This window comes from Serratia rubidaea (genome assembly GCF_016026735.1).
Classification (GTDB): domain Bacteria; phylum Pseudomonadota; class Gammaproteobacteria; order Enterobacterales; family Enterobacteriaceae; genus Serratia_B; species Serratia_B rubidaea.
In genome coordinates this window covers 3,651,930-3,668,509 of the sequence record NZ_CP065640.1, presented here as the reverse complement: position 1 = coordinate 3,668,509, position 16,580 = coordinate 3,651,930, and the positions used below count along the sequence as shown (strand labels likewise).

The following is a 16,580-nucleotide window of genomic DNA, read 5'->3' as shown; positions in this document are numbered from 1 at the left end:
CCTACACGAAGTTAGCGAGCTTATACCCACCGCCACGACAGGACGCCTTTCGTAGCCGGCCTTCCCAATATTCCAGCTCTGCACGCATCGCCGCCGGATCGTGGTTTGTGATGGTGCGGCCGTTGACGCCGGTAAAGGACACGGATTTACCGTCGAGCGAGTCCGTGTAGAACCCCCTGACACGCACCACCATGTCCCGGATTTCCTGTTTCGTCATAACCAGCCTCCTCCCCCCGTACCGCCACCGTTCATCCATCCGCTAGAGGTATGCTGAGGCGCAGCCTGTTTCGGTTCCGCCTTGGTTTTTTTCTTCGTCAACACGACCTCCCTTGATGAGTTCTCGTTGAAAATATTGGGGTTCGTATCTTGTGATTCAGCCCAGGCTGGCGGCTCATCCCACTTGATACGCTCGTAACGGCGTAACATCACGACGGCATGCACATAACAAAACAGGTCAAAGGCTTCGTTATTGCCCTTCCCTGGCTTACGCCACTTGCCATCTGATCCACGCTCTTCGTAGGTAAGTTCGTCAAAAAACCATTCCCCCAACCAATTCGGGAAGTGAATATACCCGGCGCCTGGCGCTTCACGACTCAGCGCGTTACTGAGCTGGTCTTTCAGCGTGTCGGTCTGCAACAGGTAGACAGGAACGTCACCGCGCGCAGCTGCGCGGCGGTCGCTTCGGTCTGTGTTGTCCGGGTGGATTTTTGTAATGGTTTTCTGACGCCGGGTGCTGTCCCCTTTAATGAGATACACCCGCTTATGCACGCCATCGCGGCGGCACTGACGCCAGAATTTATACGCGTTGTCGGTCACGCCATCTTCGCCGCCGCTGTCTACGGCCATGGCGAGGATTGGCATACGCTTGTCCTGATTGCTTTGCAGCCGGTACGTTTTATCGAGCACGTCAGTGATCAGCAAGTTCCAGTCCTCCGGGTATGCCCCCGGATGGATCGGCAACGCTTCACCTGTATCGGGATCACACCGCATCGACTGCTTGATGTTGTACCGGTCCACCAGCCACCGCTCGCCGTTTTCGCCATAGCCGACAATCTGGACCACAAAGCGGCGATTCTTGCCGCCCTGCACATCCACCGCCGCGATCAGGAATCTGACCTTTGGCGGTACCAGGCGTTTACCGTAATCCTCCACGCGCGCCAGCAGTTCGTCACTGCGGCGCTGTTCAGAGGCAGAACGCGGCAAATACGGCCGGCCCCAGTCGGTATTGATAACCGCCTTGAGCGTTTCCTCCGATCCCGTTGTTTCGTAATCCTGCTCAGCGGTCAGCAGCTTGTAGACGAGCTGTGACCAGGTCTGATATGCCGCCGCCGGCCCCTCCATCCAGAATGACGCAATACGGGAGCGGCGCGGCTCGCCTGTCCGGTTGCCTTCGGCGTCGATCGACTCCCCTTCACGCAACCACACACCAGACTGGTTCAAGGTTCGTTTCATATCTGCCGTTATCGTGCCGCTGCAGTGAGGGCAACACATATGCGCAGACTCGCTGGCCTTGACCGGATCGGGAATTTCCCGGTATCCGGTCATCACTTCCATGATCGGCTGGAAATATTCGCCGCAGTGCGGACACTGCCAATACCATTTGCGGCGATCGCCACGGTTGAACAATGAAAGGATGCCGGTGGTTGGCGGGGCCTCATGCTCTGAGCGGCGGCGCCATTTTGAATCCAGAATATCTCGACCTGGTGAACTCTCTACCAGCGTCATGCCGGCACTCATAAACGTTGTGGTACGTTTTGACGCCAGCGTGAACCCGTCGCCCTCGCCGTCGATATCTTCCTGCATCCGGTCATAATCTGTCAGCGCGGTGCATTTGTAGTCCGACGAGGACATGATATTGACCGATGGCCAGCCAATCTTCAGATAGTTCCCCGCCAGAAAGGTCCGATCGTGAACGTTGTTATCATTGCGCCGGGGGCTGAGACGCTCAGCCACGTCTGGACTCACGCGGAACGTTCGCGCCAGGCGCTTTTTGGAGTGTTCCCGCGCTTTCTCTTCCGAAATTTGTACGACCAGCATATCGGAGGGATCGCACACGATGTTGTAAACAATCCAGCCATCAATCAGGCCGATCGTTTTCCCCGTACGCGCCGGGCCAACAAACACCACCGCGTCGTATTCACGTGACGCCAGGCAGTTCATCGGCTCAATCACATACGGCGCCACGCTCGGGTCCCACTTAACAGAGTTGCCCGCGCCCATAGGCACCCGCATAAACTTTTCAACAGCTTCGGCAACCGGCATGCGGCGCGGAGCCTGAATAATACCGGCCATATTCCGCCGGGTTTCTGCTGCTGATGCCTGTGCGACCATTACTCCTCCTCGGGCATTTCCTCCTCAATCTCTGTATCAGCGTTCATAACCTTCAGCGCTATCTGATCGCGCAGGTCATCGATAATAGACTGCACACGAGAAACGGCAGACGGCGGCAGCGCGCAATCACGCTCCAAAATATCCGGTAATGTTTCCAGCACCTGAACCATCGCCTTTGCCATCGCAGAGAATTCGCGGGCAACGTCTTCTGCAGGGATCAGTTCATTGGTTTCCTGTTCAAACTTGAGCCGCTCGCGTTCCGACTGGAACCAGGCTTTTCTGTCAGGCGGTAGCATTTTGTCAACATCATCCACCGGCGCAGACTTCACCAGTTCAGCCAGCACATCCGGCAGCGTGTAAAGCTTCAGCTTGGCATTACTGCCGGGGGCAGGTTCAACGTTTTTCAGACGCGCAGCGATGGTTTGCCGATGTGATCCCGTAATTGCCGCCAGCTGATTCAGGTTCAGCCTGACGTTCTCCAATTCTTTATCCATGATGATGAACACTTTTTATACGATTCGACATCTTGAAAAAATAATCTCAAGTGAAAACAATTACGTGAGCACATGATGATGATGTCAATAAAATGCAAAAAACTAGCCGTTTCCCGCGTGTCGCCGCCCCCTCGGTGTTCAAAATCACGAAAGGGACCCGCAAAAATGGGAATAATTATCATTTATCAGGTCATTTTCACCGGGGTGACGCCGGAGGTGGAGACGGCTTAACGAGTGGGGTTTCGATATCGGCAGGCTTTTCTATGAATCCGACGCCATGCTCTACCTGAAACGCTTCTGAAAGTGTTGCGTCTCGCCAGGCTGTTTCATATTGGCGCGCTGTAACCTGCGTTCCTGCAGTAATGGTTTTCTTTTCCAGCACAACCTCAACCTGCAGCACAGGCTTACCTGTCAGCAACTGACACCGGCCACGTGCTCGCCCTGTGATGCCTTTCTCAATAATTATTTCATGCGTCATAGGTCTATGCATGATGAGGCCTTAGTTAATGGATTTTGAGCAACAAAAAACCCACCAATTGGTGGGCTTAGCTCAGTGCTTTGAAGTGGCTTCCGCTATCTTCTGCTCGGTTTTCTCTTTCAACCTTTTGGACTCAGCAATCACTTCATCGACTGTTTTACCGTCCATAATCTTTAGGTACATGTTCTCCGCTTCTTTTTCCGCTTCGCGCCCTGGTCCGATGTCCACGCTAGTAACAACATCGGTGTACCGCGAAATATCCAACGTGGCCTGCTTTAACTCCGCTTTCTTCTCATCAGACAATGAAGCGGAAATATTTTCACCTGAATACAACAGCGCTCCCTTGCTGGAACCATCAAACTTCGGTGCCTGGTCACAACCTACAAGTGATAGTACGACGATTATCGGTAATAAATAGCGTTTCATTTCGCCTCCTGCTCATTCGATATTGCGTAATGTAACAGGCTTGCCATTATCTGTAATGCCTATCTTGGTGTCGGCGGCTTTCTTCCCGCCATTTATCTACTCATTGAGGGCGAGAAGACTCAGTGGCTTTGTTTTTCGCATTCGGTATCGGTCAATAAGCAACCTTTGACTTACAAACCCTCATCACTCCGATGCATTTTTGCTTTTTGTTTATTGACTTACATCAACTAATCTAAGTCAGTTCCCGGTAGCATTGGGACAACCGTGAAATTCCCTGGTGTTGTGTCTGTGTACACTTTGCCCCTCTCCTTGAGGGGCTTTTTTTGCGCATTACGCAAACTCCTTGTGAACGCTAAGTGATAGAGAGCAAAAACCACCTCCAAAAGAGGTGGCTCTACTCACTTTAGCGATTAAATCAAATCACCGATAAATTTAGCTGTAACGCGAAGTTGAGCTTGTGGGATTCCTCTGACTGCCCCAGATAGAACATAGCCATTTTGCGTTTCACCAATAAGCATCTCCATTGTGTAATTATTCACGCCTTGAATAACATTCACTGCTTGAGGATTATGTTGAGACACATGCAGGTCCAGCTTATCGCCTTGAACACGCCCCTGATAGGTAAAGCCGAAATCCCCACCGTTAATTGCGTTGTCTTGTACAACGACAGTTCCTTGACCAACATCGTTGTTATTGCTGCTGAATGTAACAAAATAAATACCGTTTTTCATATTTCACCTTATTTTATTGTCAAATAGCTTAGGCATTATAGCTATTTTATAGACTCAGAAAAGGCGATTAATTACACATTCCTAAAAGAGTTGACATCCTTTAGCTGACTGAACTCAAAATTGTGAACTACAGAACATATCTTATCTTCTGCCTACAGTCTCCCGCCATTCTTTCAACGTGACTACCTGCCCGGTACAGATTGATAGGGCCATTTTCAGCGCCAGAGTATATGCGCCAATATCTCCCCACGTGCTGCCGGCCAGTTGCGGCTGTTCGCAGGGTTTGAACACTGATTCAGGAGGAAGTCGAACTATCGGATCCGGCGGATCCGGCACCCGTTCCGCGCAGGAGGTCAATGACAGAGCCAGGAGCATCACGCTTAGCGCAGTCGTCATTTTTAATCGCATCACGATATTTCCTTTGATAATCTTGGCCTTGCTGGCGCAGATGCTGCTCTCTCTGTTGCTGTTCCGCCATCAATGCACGATTACGGGCGTCATCCGCGCGCATTGTTGCGAGCAGTTCGGCCTGCTGCGCCAGCGTCTTTTTCTGCTGTTCAGCCTGCTGTTCCACCATCCGCAACTCTTTGCGCAGCCCCCAGTTGCTGGCCGCGAAATAAATCAGTGACGTGATAGCGAAAGCCACCAGCGCGGCCTTGATGTGGAATAACAAGTTCATCGCTGCCCCCAGGTGCAAACGGTATTTTCCACCTCGCGACGGGTGACAAGCCCTTTCCACTCTTTGCCGCCGGCGTACTTCCAGCGCTTCAGTTCACCACATGCGCCGGTGGGATCGCCCGCATTCAATTTTTTCAGCATCGTCGAACGAATAAATGCATTCGGGCCGACGTTGTAGGAGAACGAGTAAATCGCGGCGCGCTGGGTTTCCGTGGTTTTCACCTTGATAAACGGATCGACGATGCGAGCAACTTTTTGCAGATCGGCATTAAGGAGCGCGTCGCATTCTGCGTCGCTGTATCGCTTGTCGGGGATAATATCGGCACCGGTATGTCCATCGCAGACCGTCAGAACGCCGACGACGTCGCGATAGGCCACATACCGCCGCCCCTCTAATCCATCATGGCCGCCGAGCATCGCAGTCGCGATAACGACAGCACCACCGCCGCCGGTAATGGCTGCGATAATTTTCTTCCTGAGTTGTGGTGTCATGGTTAGTCCTTCTGCGGCGGCGCCGTCACATACCCACGCTTTAGCGCCGCTTCATATGCTTTCGTCTGCCGATTTTTGAAGTAGACGTTAACGGCGAAGGTCGCCACGCCGATAACAAAGCCGCCGACGACGGCGATCAGGTTCCAGTCGAGGTCATGCAGCCAACGCGCAATACCGCCCCAACAAATGAGGCCGCCCGATGTGCAATACCCGACCGCGGTGGCGATTTTGTCAGGCATGATTATCTTCATCCTTTCCCCCTTGCCGGGGCTTGTCCCGGTCTCCGGGTAATAGAAACGAAAAAGGCCGAGTGTTAGCGCAGCCTCGAATAGGTGCCAGATACGATCTGGCTGTGCATTCCGGTCTCTGATATCGTTGAATCGCGACAAACAACCCTATAGAGATGGAGAATTTTATATGAGTCAGTCAAATAAGCCTGCCGGCGAGAGTAAACCTCAGCCAGCAGAACAACCGAAACCAGCACCAGTAAGACCCGGCGACTTTTCGGTTGGTCGTATGTTTGTTGGCAACTCCCAAGATGATGTCAACAGAAAAAATAAGCAATCGCAGAGATAAATAGAGCGCAGACCGGAGTGATGATGGTCGCCATCCTTGCTTTGGTCAGCCTTTTCCTTATTTTCTTGTTGTCGCTTGCTAATTCACTGGCGGTTAGACACAGAGCATGCAGCCTATACCGCCTCATCACTGACAGGCGATTACACTCACCGCTGAATCCATTGCTTTTGAAATAATCAAAATGCTCTTGGTTAATGGACTTATAATTTTGAGTGTAAAGCTGATCCGGAGATGCATAAACTAGTCCACGCATGTGAACGGTTAGAACCTGCGTTACCAGGTAGATCGCGCACAGTGACCAGTAGAGGATAAATATCGCAAGCCCTGCACTGAGGAAATCTATACTCGCCCTCTGCGTAATCAGCAAAAACGACGAGCCAATACCTACAATCAGGATACTGAGCAGCTTGTAGCCGTTTTCTTTATTCACCATGTTTGACTGGTAAATATCCTTGATGCACGCCTCGCCCTGAGCTTCCAGAAAATCGACCAGTTCATCGTCGGCATCCAGAAAGTAATCATCAGGCAAATTTTTCATAGCTATGTCCCTGTTGGCGTTGCAGTGAAAGGATTTTACCTCAATGTCATCTGGTACAACATACATGATGGGTCCTTGCCGTAATCTCGCCCCTAAAATAGAAAAGCCCCGACATTAGTCAGGGCTTGTTACCAGTCTTTCCTGGTCGTCACTTTTAAGCACAGTAGCATCTGGGGGACATCACTGTTCAAAAAGCATGCCACGAAGAAGCGCGTCATGTATATCCAACTATTCTGAATTCATAAGAGAGAAGATGCCTAAAAGTCGCTATCGCTCTCAGTGAAACCCCGTCAGAACGAGGTTTTGGAAGTTGCTAAGCTACGTGACTACGTAACCACTCTTATCACGTTACAACACTTTTTGCGTACGCGTTAACACTTTTGTGCTTTAATATTTTTAATGTATTGCATTTTTCAACAATTAAAGCATTCGCAATATCTTCTTGGTATGGACCTCCCTTTTATGTACTGTATATAAAACCAGTACAGTGTAAGGATTTTTTGATGAACAAGTTTGCAAGATTACTTTTAACAGCAAGCTCTATCGCACCAGTTTGTATAACTCTGATATTTATAGGTTTCGCCAAAAATGTGCATTGGTTGATTTATTCATCTGCAACTATTTGCATTCTAAGCTTTATCTCATGTGTGTTTTTTATACAATACGCAAAGAAATACCTTGTCGAATTAAGTAAAAATATCGACTCCATATCCCCTGCTAACAAGGAGGTCACTAACTACTTCCTAAGCTATTTATTTCCATTACTAGGGACTGACTCTATCTCGTCAGATTGGAAATATGCTGTATTTTTTTATATATCACTACTTTTTTATATTAGTTTTTCTGAGAACTACAATTTCAACCCACTCCTTTCCTTGATTGGATATAAATTTTATGAAGCGGAAGATGACACCGGAGTTGGTTTTGTTCTTATATCGAAAGAGGTAATTACAGATGTAAAAAGAAAAAATTTCAAAGTGGTAAAACTAACCGACTATACTTACCTACACATTAATAGGTGAAAATATGCCTTTATTTGCAGTAATGGACAAAAACACAGCAACTAGAATCGTTAGGATCGAAACTGACAAGGATGCTGATGAAAAAATAACCAGCCTTTTCAAGGAGCAGTATGAATATTTCGAGACTCATTACGAAGATTCTATTGAATACTGTGCAGGTTATACCCCGAGTTATAATGAGTGTCATTTTTTGGATGGCTTTGTTGAGGCTGATGATCTAACTGATGCAGTAAAAAGAAGTACCGCCATTACGACGTGGGATCCTACAGTTATTCCTATCGATAATATTAAAGCATTGTTCGTTGGGGTAGACTTCCCTAACGATAATAAGAAAATAGCCCTGCAAGCCTTCAATCGGGGCCAAATTCTAGATGTGAGCAAATCACTATGGCTTAGCAAAAGTGCTTTCAAAATGTCAACATCTATCGGATTCAATGTAGATGAGAAGCTTGTTGCAACGATTAGAGGAAATAAAATAAAATTTAAAAGCCTTCAAAAACTAAGAGGAATTTTCGATATGGATCGATATTTCTCTGAAGCAACAGATGCTGACATTAAAGCCTTCAGTCAACATGACAAGTTCAAGACGGAAGACGGTTTTGATATGAGTATTATTGCAGATACGGTTATCAGAACAAAAATAACCCTAATCAACAATTCAGGAGTCCTAGATAATGAAACCAGCTTGTTAAAAAAAGCCGCTGAGGATGTTGGATTTGAATTGAAAACTTACAATGAAAATGGAGTAGAGAAAATTCTCATCCCAACCACAAAGAAAGAAGTTAAATTATTGCTGACCTTTTTAGATGAAGACATTTTCATTGCTGCCATTAGCAAAATAAGATTCAAGTCCAATTCAAAAAGACCAATGAAATAAATAAAGGCCCGTATAATCGGGCCTTTACACCTTTTTATACACTTGTAGTTAGCCTAACATTGAGCATAGCCAAACATCCCCCGATAAACCCCTCGGCAGTTTGCATTTCCTTCCGCACCGTGCCATCAGAACACTTACGCCGCTTGGCTATCTTGCGCAGCGAAATGCCATAAACATGGTGTGCAATCACCAGGTCGTACTCGTCGGGCTTATACTTTTTCAGCCTGGCCACGCAGCCATCGATTAGCAGCCCGTCATCATCGTTACAGGACTCTTTCCCCGCACTTGCCGGCGGCAGCAGCCCTTTGAAACCGGCGGCGATCGGTGAGTAGTCGATACCACTGCTTTCACGTGCCCATACGCCCCAACGAGACAACACCTCATACATATCGAGCATCATAATTTCCCCTCACCTCTCAAGATTGCTTGCGTGCGGAATACCCCCTCGGCGTGCATCAGCCGCAGGTCATCGCGCGTATATTCTGTTTTCGTTCTGCCGTCTATCGCGTCGTGGCATGCGCTGCACGCCCACGCCGCTTGTGCGTCGTCCGGCTTTATCGCTGTCCCGCACGTACCTGCGAGCCGGTAATGCGCGGATACCGTGGTTTCTGGGTTGAAGTTGCAGACGCCGGGGATCCGCACCTGGCATTCTCGACCGCGAGCTTCTTTGGTTAATTTGCTCATGACGTGTACCCCATCAACTGGGCGGCCGCGTTTTCTGCAGACTGTTGATCGGGGAAAGTGCGAAACAGGATGTAGTTCCAGAGCACATCAAGGACGGCTTTATAAAATTCGCCGAATTCGATGTCGTCCATTTTGGCGAACGAGATCGACTTTGGCTCATTACGAGTGGTTCCGTCAGGCATGACGAATTTGGTGGAGAAGCCCGCCTGAATAGTTACCCATGCCCGGAAAGCTTCGAATGATTTTGCGGCGCTGATATTCCCGGCTCGCTTTCCTGCTATATCCGCAAGATATTCATCGGCGGCGGCCTGCAACGCATCTTCACCGCCGGCGTAATATGCGAGGAATTTTACATACCCATTCACAAGCGCTTTGTCTGTGGGGGATATGGCGCCACCAGTCGGCTGCCAATAGTCGAAGCCGAGATTCAGCAACGAGAACAACTTGCGGTGAAATGCCGGGTTTCTGGCCTGTTTGAAATCGGCGTATAAAACCGAGCCGACTTTTTTGGATCGCAGAAAATCCCTGGCATCCCTGGTTGCGGGTACCAGCAGGTCACCTGCTGCTTTGATGTACGAATACTGCGCCATTGATAATCTCCAGTAGCGCAGCAGTTGCTCAGAATTTTAACGAGCTGGGTGTTCAGTCCAGCCGGTTAATTATAGCGCGTTTCCATCAGGTCTTACAACTGAATAACCTGCGGATTTTGCCAGTTCAATCAACGCGTTAAATGATACTATGTATTCGTTATCCTTAACGATGCGAGTGCCGGTTATCGCTCCATTCTCGCAGGTGATAACCATTCTTCCTGTGCTTGGCAATGATTTAACTAAATCTTTAATATCAATCAATTATCTATCTCTTCATTGTGTATTGCAAGGTTATCACAACAAACAACTGTATAAAAAAACAGTATTGATTTTTGTTTCATTGCCAAACAAACATTCTATTGGAATACTAATGCGCTGCATTTTCTTTGGGGGGTACTATGGAAAGAAATCATGAAATATTTTCATTTTTTAAAAGCATCTCAACCACATTAGCTTTAGAGTATGGGAGAATTTCTGCACGCTCAAAAGAGGATCCAGGCACTGCCGGTGACGAAGGGGAAGAAAACTGGAAAGAACTACTTGAACATTGGCTTCCAGCAAACTATCGAGTTGTGACTAAAGGCCGATTATTATCAAGTAATGGCGACGCCAGCCCCCAAATTGATATAATAGTTTTGAAACCTAGTTATCCTCCATTCCTTACCGACAAAAAATACTATCTGATAGACGGAGTTGCTGCAGCATTTGAATGTAAAACAACACTCAGGCCAAGAGATTTAGAAAAGGCATTTGAAACGGCAGCAACCATCGCAAAACTATGCAAGAAAAAAACAGGAAACCCATGTGTTGAACTTCTCCCTCCTGTTCCCTATGGAATCTTAGCTCATTCTCATGCATGGAAGGGCGAAGAGGAGGATGTGGTTAATCAACTTTCAGTAAAAATAAGAGAATTGGGTCAAAAGTATGCACAACATCCTCGAGAACTCTTAGAAAGCATTTGTATAGCAGATCTTGCTGGCTGGACTACTGGACACGCAACGCATATGTTTTTTATGCTAAACAACGATCAAGAGCCATCCCGAGAAGTAAAAAAAGCAGCATTTGAAATAATAAAGGGGAAACATCCAGGATTTCACTCAAGAGCATTATTTCAAGCCAATGGGTATGATGTCTTGTTTATATACAGATCCTACTCGAAATACTTCACTCAATATGTAAAGAAACCTCGTGAAGGCATAAAAACAGAGATTCTCAGAGAGCAATTTACTCCTATTGGAGCGTTCGTTTATTCGCTATACAAAAAATTATCTTATCGGGATAAAGCTGTAGCAAGTATTTCTGACTATCTTTCAGACGTGCATATACCTGGGGGGTCAGGTGCTCTAGGGCCAGACAACGGCATTATATGGGGCAATGATGTGTTTTCCAAACATGTTCAGGAACAAATAAATCAAGGCCGCAGGGAACATGACGGTGATTGGCGCGATATGTATTTTTAATATTATCGGGATGAGCCGATATGTGGCGGATAACTCCGCCACTATAAATCACGCTGCCTTTCTCCAAACGCAATAATGCGGCATGTTCACCCTTACCAGTGCCTCTGCAAATGGCGGCGGCACAGAGTTACCACAACGCGCAACCTGCTCAGATTTAGCCCAGCGGGTGCCGTCGATATCCTGATCTATGATGTAGCTACGCGGGAAGCCATTTGCGTTATACAGCTCGCGCGGCTCCAGCATGCGCATACAAATATCGACCACCATGTATTCGCCGACCTGGATAATCTGCGGGCGCGGCGCCGGGAACAGGTGGCTGTCGTCCGGTTCGTCGCTGAATTCGTCCATCAAACGCGCGCAGCACCAGGCGTTATAACGTTGGTCGTCGGTGATCAGCGTCGGCTCGCATTTCACCTCGGTGAGGCCAAACCGATCATGCGTCGGCACTGTGTGCATCGGGGCGTCGACGTCGATCCCGTCTTTCTCGTTGCCGTAGTATTTCTGCAGGTACGCCGTTACATGCCCGATGTGATTGCCACCGGCGGTGAGGGTTGGCGCTGGCGCATTCGTCGGCCGCCCGTCTTTGCATGTACCACGCAGCTGCACCAGATGCGACGTACATAGTGAGTGGTGATCGACCTGCGTCACCGTGTGCATTGGTTCGTCCATTCCCAGCCCGGCGCCGGTGTAGTTCCCGCCGTAGTGCTTGATCAGATTTGCGGCTACAACGGCGTGCTTGATGCCACCAGCAACGACGGTTCCCAGTGGCGCGCGAATATTCAGGATGCGCGGCGACTGTCCTTTCCGTTCTCCATAGCCCATCTGGATCAACGATGCCGATGCCAGCGCGGTATGCGATTCCGTCGGGATAGTCGCCATCGGTGCAGTAATGCTGCGCGGCTTGCCGGAATATGTCGGGCCGCCAGCCCCCACCAGCACCGCGCTGGCCAGCTGCGTTTTACCGCCACCACCAGGCATAATCGTGCCCACTGGAGCATTGGCGCGCTGGCCGGTGCTGTTCCCAAACTGACGCACAACCACCGGCGCCGCCACTGCGAAACCATGGGTTTGCGTGACCGTTTGCAGCGGCAGGCGGCCGGACTGGCCCCGGAAACAGTCGTATTTGGTTCGGTTGGACGTGTGATTGCACTTCACAGCGAACGGTTCGATCAGTAGGTGTTCTGCTTTGCTGGTGACAGTAGTCAGCGGTGTGCCGGTGGCATACTGCCGGCCGTCTCCACCGAACCCTGTTTGTCCGATTTGGACGATGTACGGATCCGGACAGTCGATAACGTAGCGTTTCAACCCTTTCACGATACGGCGCAGCGTGTTGTCCGCCAGCGGCTTTTTTCGGCCCATGATGCTGCGCGTTGGGATTGACCAGTCGATGCACTCGGCGGCAGTACGGTAGGGCTGCAGTTGCCCCGCCAGCACCCCTGCGCTATCCGGTGCGCCATGTGACGGTTCTGGCCATACAACAGATTCCCCGTCACAACGAGCTACGACAAACAGGCGCTTGCGGATTGTCGGGGCGCCATAGTCGCAAGCCCGTAACTCCTTGTGATCGACGTTGTAGCCCAGGCCGGCCACCAAGCGGCGAGCATCTGGGCCGTCAATATCGATCTGCAGGAATTCGCAGGCTTCGGCCAGCGCCGGACAATCTGGCGCCACGCCACTGCTCAACATGCCGATAAAAGCGCGGAACGTCTCGCCAGCGCGTGAGGTGTCAGGGAATAAATGCCCCTTACTGTCCGTTTTCAATGGCCCCCATGACCGGAATTCCTCCACGTTCTCGAGCATCAAAAACCGAGGCCGTACCGCCAGCGCCCACCGGAGCACCACCCATGCCAGGCCGCGGATCTCCTTTTTAACTGGAGTTCCGCCTTTGGCTTTACTGAAATGCCGGCAGTCGGGTGAAAACCAGCCCAACAGCACCGGTAGGCCCCCCGTGGAGATCTTCGGGTCAACGCTGAAGATATCTTCCGGGTAATGCAGGGTTCGCGGGTGGTTAACGGCATGCATGGCCATGGCCACCGGGTTATGGTTCATTGCGATATGCGGCTCATAGCCCAGAGCCTGCTTGATCCCTTCACAGCTTCCGCCACCACCGGCAAAGCCGACAACGACAAGCCCGTGATCAATGTCGGGGCGAAAATCGACAATCTGCTGTCGGCGCGCCAGGGCATGTGCGTTTTTTTGGATATCCCGAGGATCTAAGCGGTTCAGGAACATCCTGTTCATCTGTTGCAACACTGCCTGTTTTTCGTCACTGTTCAATGGGTGTACCGGCAGTACCGACGATGCACACTGCTTCACTTCCGTTGGCCAAATATTCATTACAGCCCCTTCCTCTCTCTGCATTCACGCCAGTAATTCAGGCGCGCTCTGAAATGTTCGCGGTATTGCTCCGGTGCTTCTTCAATCGCTACCAGCACTTTTGTGCGGGTGATTTTCCGTGCGTACAGGTCACGGATCAGGCCGCAGGCGCGCAGGTCGTACTGCTCCAGGTCGCGTTGTTCCTGCGTCCAGGCTCCTCGATTGAATGGCAGGCCGGGCGGTAAGTAATCCGATTGCCCGGCCATCGGTCAGACGCTCCCTGATGACTTCTCAGAGTTGGCGTAATAGCACCCGTCTACTTTTTTCAGCGTGTATTCAGGGGTCGGTTTTTCGTGCCGAACGATATCGACGTGCGGGGAGTTGAGCATCTGCGTCAGGCGCGTCTGCAGGTTCCGTTTCGTCAGTCCATGCCCCGGGTAATGTTTATCAAGGGCCATCATCACACCGTTAAACGTGAGGGTTTTACCGAGCATGACAGCGGCAAGATTTCGCGCTGGAGAGCCCGTTTTTACCGGTTTCACCTTGGCGCGAACCGTCCGATCTTTTTTGGCTGGCTTGGCTTTTTCGTGGCGTGGTTTGATTACCTGCACCGGTACCGGCGGCAGAACGAACGCAGAACGGGTACGCGCCCGGGCGCCGGCATTCATACGCCAAATAATCAGCGCAGTGTGATCGCAGCCATCATCGATAACTGCCGAGGATTTTGCGTAGAACAAATCTGTAGTCGTCATATGGGTCTTTCCTATGGTCAAAAACGCGCTGGTCAGGCGCTGGTTAAAATTTCTTGCTTGAGTAAGGTCTTTGCTTGGGTTGTGGGTTTTGAGCCTCCTGAGCCATTCTGGTGGCCTCCTGTGCGCTGACTTGATCAACCGGCAGGAAGTGGCCGTTTTTGAACTCTTGGTAAACGGTGCCGTTCTCGCCAAAGCGGTTTTTGCCGACGATGACTTCGGCGAAGCGTGCTGCCGGGCTGTCGGGGTTGTAAACGCCCTCCCGGTACAGCATGAGGATACTGTCTGCGTCCTGCTCAATAGATCCGGAATCACGCAGGTCGGACATAATCGGCCGCCGGTTTCCCGCCGGACGTTCATCGACTTTGCGTGACAGCTGGCTGAGTGCGAAACACGGCGTTCGTGTGCGCATCGCCATCGTTTTCAGGCTGCGTGATATGTGCCCGACGGCCAGGTCGTTACGCTCCGCCTTGGGCTTTTTGATCAGCCCGAGGTAATCGACCATGACCATGGACAGATGCGGGTGCCGGCGCTTGTGCGTCTCCGCGATTGCCTGTATCTGGTCAACGGTCAGATCCGTGGCATCGACGATCCAGATATCGCGCTCGTTCAGCGTTTCCAGCGCGCTGCTGATACGGCCCCAGTCTTCGTCGCACATCTCAAGAGGATTACGCAGCTTTGAAACAGGCAGGTTCCCGGCGCCGGCGACGGAACGTTCCACCATTTGCAGGGCGGCCATCTCCATGCTGAAAATCAGTGCACCGCCGCCGTTCCGGGTCGCTCCCTCGACAACTTTCAGCGCAAATTCTGTTTTACCCATGCCCGGGCGGCCGGCAATCACAACGAGATCCTGCGGGTTGAAACCGCCGGTTATCGCGTCCAGCTCATCGATGCCGCTCAGCAGGTTCCGGGTTTCCGCATCACCGGTCATACGCTTATCCAGCAGATCCATGTAACCACCCAGCAGCTCGCCAAGGTGTACCGGCACCACACCACCAGCATCAGCAGTCATCTCGATCAGCTTCGTGACCGATGCCTGCACGGCCTCGTCGCGTTGTTCTTGGTTCCTGGCGCCGCGGATAGCGTCGGCCCCTTCCTGCAGCAGTTCGGCCATCACCCTGCTACGCCAGCCTTTGACGGCCAGATTGGCAAAGCCTTTCAGGTTGGCCAGTGCGCCAGGTGCGCGGCTGATCTCAACCAGCGACGACAGGCTGCTGCCGCCCAACTTTTCGCTGATCAGCACGACGTCGATCACGCCATCTGTCAGCGCCTGCTTTTTGATTTCCCGGTATGTGTCACGGTGAAACCTGACACTGAAAGCCTCTTCAGGCATGGTCGCGATAACGTCCATCGCGTCCGGCGTGGCGCCGCCGATCAGCAGGCCGCTCAGCACCACGGCTTCCATTTCCTGCTGTGTCATAACGCACCCTCACGGGTTTTTGTCAGCACGTCAGAACGCAGCAGGTAATCGAACCCGGCGCGCCAGGTGCGGTTGTTGTCGCCAAAATAAAACGGCCCCGCAGAATCCCGGAACGTCTCAAAGTACGCCCGGACGACATCGAGCGTCGGTTCATGCAGCTCGCCAAGCAGGCGTTTGATTTGCCGCTTGCGCTTGTCGTTCAGCTCCTGAACCTTCGGCAGTCGTTCACCGAGGATTTCGTTGTAGGCGTCAGCCACGTCCTGGTATTTAATTTTTGGCGGCTCAACCGGCGCGTCAGCGTCGTCCCCCTGGGGGTTAGGGGGTATAGGTTCATTGACTGGTTCTAAACTGACTGGTTCTGGGTGCAGCTCCTGCACCCTCCCCCCTGCAGCAGATGCACCCATGGGTGCAGGATTTGCACCATAGGGTGCAGCATTTGCACCATACTCCCCCAGCACTAAGTGATAGATATTTGAGCGATTAAGGCCGTTCTCTGCTTTGCGCTCTTCGATGCGCAATAAGCCATCTTTCACCAGTTGCTGAATGTGATTTTGGGCGGAGCGTTTGGAGATCTCACACTGTTCGGCGATGTACTGAACTGCTGGCCAGCACTCCCCCTGATCGTTGGCGTTATCAGCCAGCTTTAGCAGCACCAGCTTGCGCAGCGGGTTTCCCACTTTGATTTTCATCGCCCGAACCATCATTTCCATGCTCATGA

23 protein-coding genes are annotated in these 16,580 nt (G+C 51.1%); 3 read left to right on the top strand and 20 right to left on the bottom strand.

All coding sequences use genetic code 11. The features are described from left to right. Window position 1: 1 nt before the first annotated feature. The 11 genes from I6G83_RS17235 to I6G83_RS17190 form a co-directional block, all read right to left on the bottom strand. Entirely contained in the window at window positions 2–217 is a 216-nt protein-coding gene (locus I6G83_RS17235) for a hypothetical protein (protein ID WP_054306639.1), read from the bottom strand. Further along, on the bottom strand, window positions 214–2,331 hold the full coding sequence (locus tag I6G83_RS17230; protein WP_054306640.1) for a phage terminase large subunit family protein: 2,118 nt from the start codon (window positions 2,329–2,331) through the stop codon (window positions 214–216). The genes I6G83_RS17235 and I6G83_RS17230 overlap by 4 nt, the downstream gene beginning before the upstream one ends. After that, complete coding sequence (locus I6G83_RS17225; RefSeq protein ID WP_054306664.1) at window positions 2,331–2,825, bottom strand: DUF1441 family protein; 495 nt, start codon at window positions 2,823–2,825, stop codon at window positions 2,331–2,333. Before I6G83_RS17225 ends, I6G83_RS17230 begins: the two co-directional genes overlap by 1 nt. Before the next feature lie 196 nt (window positions 2,826–3,021). Next, window positions 3,022–3,303 carry a hypothetical protein gene (locus I6G83_RS17220; protein WP_138111475.1) on the bottom strand — a complete coding sequence of 94 codons (282 nt, stop codon included), beginning with the start codon at window positions 3,301–3,303 and terminating at the stop codon, window positions 3,022–3,024. 72 nt (window positions 3,304–3,375) lie between these two features. Further along, window positions 3,376–3,729, bottom strand: a complete 354-nt coding sequence (locus I6G83_RS17215) for a DUF6694 family lipoprotein (protein WP_054306641.1) — start codon at window positions 3,727–3,729, stop codon at window positions 3,376–3,378. A 410-nt stretch (window positions 3,730–4,139) separates the two neighbouring features. Then, window positions 4,140–4,460: a GrlR family regulatory protein gene (locus tag I6G83_RS17210; protein WP_072186135.1), complete on the bottom strand. Its 321-nt coding sequence runs from the start codon at window positions 4,458–4,460 to the stop codon at window positions 4,140–4,142. 141 nt (window positions 4,461–4,601) lie between these two features. Next, the gene (lysC, locus tag I6G83_RS23770) at window positions 4,602–4,835 is read right to left on the bottom strand and encodes an Rz1-like lysis system protein LysC (RefSeq protein WP_456291163.1); all 234 of its coding nucleotides are present in this window, start codon (window positions 4,833–4,835) and stop codon (window positions 4,602–4,604) included. Beyond that, a complete protein-coding gene (locus tag I6G83_RS17205; RefSeq protein ID WP_054306642.1) occupies window positions 4,756–5,139 on the bottom strand; it encodes a DUF2570 domain-containing protein in 384 nt (127 codons plus the stop codon). Before I6G83_RS17205 ends, lysC begins: the two co-directional genes overlap by 80 nt. Continuing rightward, entirely contained in the window at window positions 5,136–5,630 is a 495-nt protein-coding gene (locus I6G83_RS17200; RefSeq protein WP_054306643.1) for a lysozyme, read from the bottom strand. The genes I6G83_RS17205 and I6G83_RS17200 overlap by 4 nt, the downstream gene beginning before the upstream one ends. A gap of 2 nt (window positions 5,631–5,632) precedes the next feature. Next, complete coding sequence (locus I6G83_RS17195; protein WP_082394672.1) at window positions 5,633–5,881, bottom strand: phage holin; 249 nt, start codon at window positions 5,879–5,881, stop codon at window positions 5,633–5,635. Between the two features lie 293 nt (window positions 5,882–6,174). Next, window positions 6,175–6,744, bottom strand: a complete 570-nt coding sequence (locus I6G83_RS17190; RefSeq protein ID WP_054306666.1) for a hypothetical protein — start codon at window positions 6,742–6,744, stop codon at window positions 6,175–6,177. A 503-nt stretch (window positions 6,745–7,247) separates the two neighbouring features. Here I6G83_RS17190 and I6G83_RS17185 point away from each other — a divergent pair. Both I6G83_RS17185 and I6G83_RS17180 read left to right on the top strand, forming a co-directional pair. Next, the gene (locus tag I6G83_RS17185; RefSeq protein ID WP_054306644.1) at window positions 7,248–7,766 is read left to right on the top strand and encodes a hypothetical protein; all 519 of its coding nucleotides are present in this window, start codon (window positions 7,248–7,250) and stop codon (window positions 7,764–7,766) included. 4 nt (window positions 7,767–7,770) lie between these two features. Continuing rightward, on the top strand, window positions 7,771–8,643 hold the full coding sequence (locus I6G83_RS17180; protein WP_054306645.1) for a hypothetical protein: 873 nt from the start codon (window positions 7,771–7,773) through the stop codon (window positions 8,641–8,643). 34 nt (window positions 8,644–8,677) lie between these two features. On the opposite strand, the gene I6G83_RS17175 is transcribed toward I6G83_RS17180, so the two are convergent. The 4 genes from I6G83_RS17175 to I6G83_RS17160 all read right to left on the bottom strand — a co-directional run bounded on the left by I6G83_RS17175 (window position 8,678) and on the right by I6G83_RS17160 (window position 10,178). After that, complete coding sequence (locus I6G83_RS17175) at window positions 8,678–9,040, bottom strand: antiterminator Q family protein (protein WP_054306667.1); 363 nt, start codon at window positions 9,038–9,040, stop codon at window positions 8,678–8,680. Next, the gene (locus I6G83_RS17170) at window positions 9,040–9,327 is read right to left on the bottom strand and encodes a DUF1364 domain-containing protein (RefSeq protein WP_054306646.1); all 288 of its coding nucleotides are present in this window, start codon (window positions 9,325–9,327) and stop codon (window positions 9,040–9,042) included. Before I6G83_RS17170 ends, I6G83_RS17175 begins: the two co-directional genes overlap by 1 nt. Beyond that, complete coding sequence (locus tag I6G83_RS17165) at window positions 9,324–9,917, bottom strand: DUF1367 family protein (RefSeq protein WP_054306647.1); 594 nt, start codon at window positions 9,915–9,917, stop codon at window positions 9,324–9,326. The genes I6G83_RS17170 and I6G83_RS17165 overlap by 4 nt, the downstream gene beginning before the upstream one ends. A gap of 69 nt (window positions 9,918–9,986) precedes the next feature. Then, entirely contained in the window at window positions 9,987–10,178 is a 192-nt protein-coding gene (locus tag I6G83_RS17160; RefSeq protein ID WP_072186137.1) for a hypothetical protein, read from the bottom strand. Between the two features lie 137 nt (window positions 10,179–10,315). Between I6G83_RS17160 and I6G83_RS17155 the strand changes: the two genes are divergently transcribed. Next, window positions 10,316–11,377, top strand: coding sequence for a DUF6602 domain-containing protein (locus I6G83_RS17155; protein ID WP_152972204.1), 1,062 nt, complete (start codon window positions 10,316–10,318; stop codon window positions 11,375–11,377). 48 nt (window positions 11,378–11,425) lie between these two features. Here the strand turns inward: I6G83_RS17155 and I6G83_RS17150 are convergent, their stop codons facing one another. The 5 genes from I6G83_RS17150 to I6G83_RS17130 are packed head-to-tail and all read right to left on the bottom strand — an operon-like array spanning window position 11,426 to window position 16,578. After that, entirely contained in the window at window positions 11,426–13,714 is a 2,289-nt protein-coding gene (locus I6G83_RS17150; RefSeq protein ID WP_054306648.1) for a DNA cytosine methyltransferase, read from the bottom strand. Beyond that, window positions 13,714–13,959 carry a hypothetical protein gene (locus I6G83_RS17145; RefSeq protein ID WP_054306649.1) on the bottom strand — a complete coding sequence of 82 codons (246 nt, stop codon included), beginning with the start codon at window positions 13,957–13,959 and terminating at the stop codon, window positions 13,714–13,716. Before I6G83_RS17145 ends, I6G83_RS17150 begins: the two co-directional genes overlap by 1 nt. Before the next feature lie 3 nt (window positions 13,960–13,962). Beyond that, window positions 13,963–14,445: a hypothetical protein gene (locus I6G83_RS17140; RefSeq protein WP_054306650.1), complete on the bottom strand. Its 483-nt coding sequence runs from the start codon at window positions 14,443–14,445 to the stop codon at window positions 13,963–13,965. Between the two features lie 43 nt (window positions 14,446–14,488). Continuing rightward, window positions 14,489–15,862 carry a replicative DNA helicase gene (locus I6G83_RS17135; RefSeq protein ID WP_072186138.1) on the bottom strand — a complete coding sequence of 458 codons (1,374 nt, stop codon included), beginning with the start codon at window positions 15,860–15,862 and terminating at the stop codon, window positions 14,489–14,491. After that, the gene (locus I6G83_RS17130; RefSeq protein ID WP_072186139.1) at window positions 15,859–16,578 is read right to left on the bottom strand and encodes a helix-turn-helix domain-containing protein; all 720 of its coding nucleotides are present in this window, start codon (window positions 16,576–16,578) and stop codon (window positions 15,859–15,861) included. The genes I6G83_RS17135 and I6G83_RS17130 overlap by 4 nt, the downstream gene beginning before the upstream one ends. Window positions 16,579–16,580: the final 2 nt, after the last annotated feature.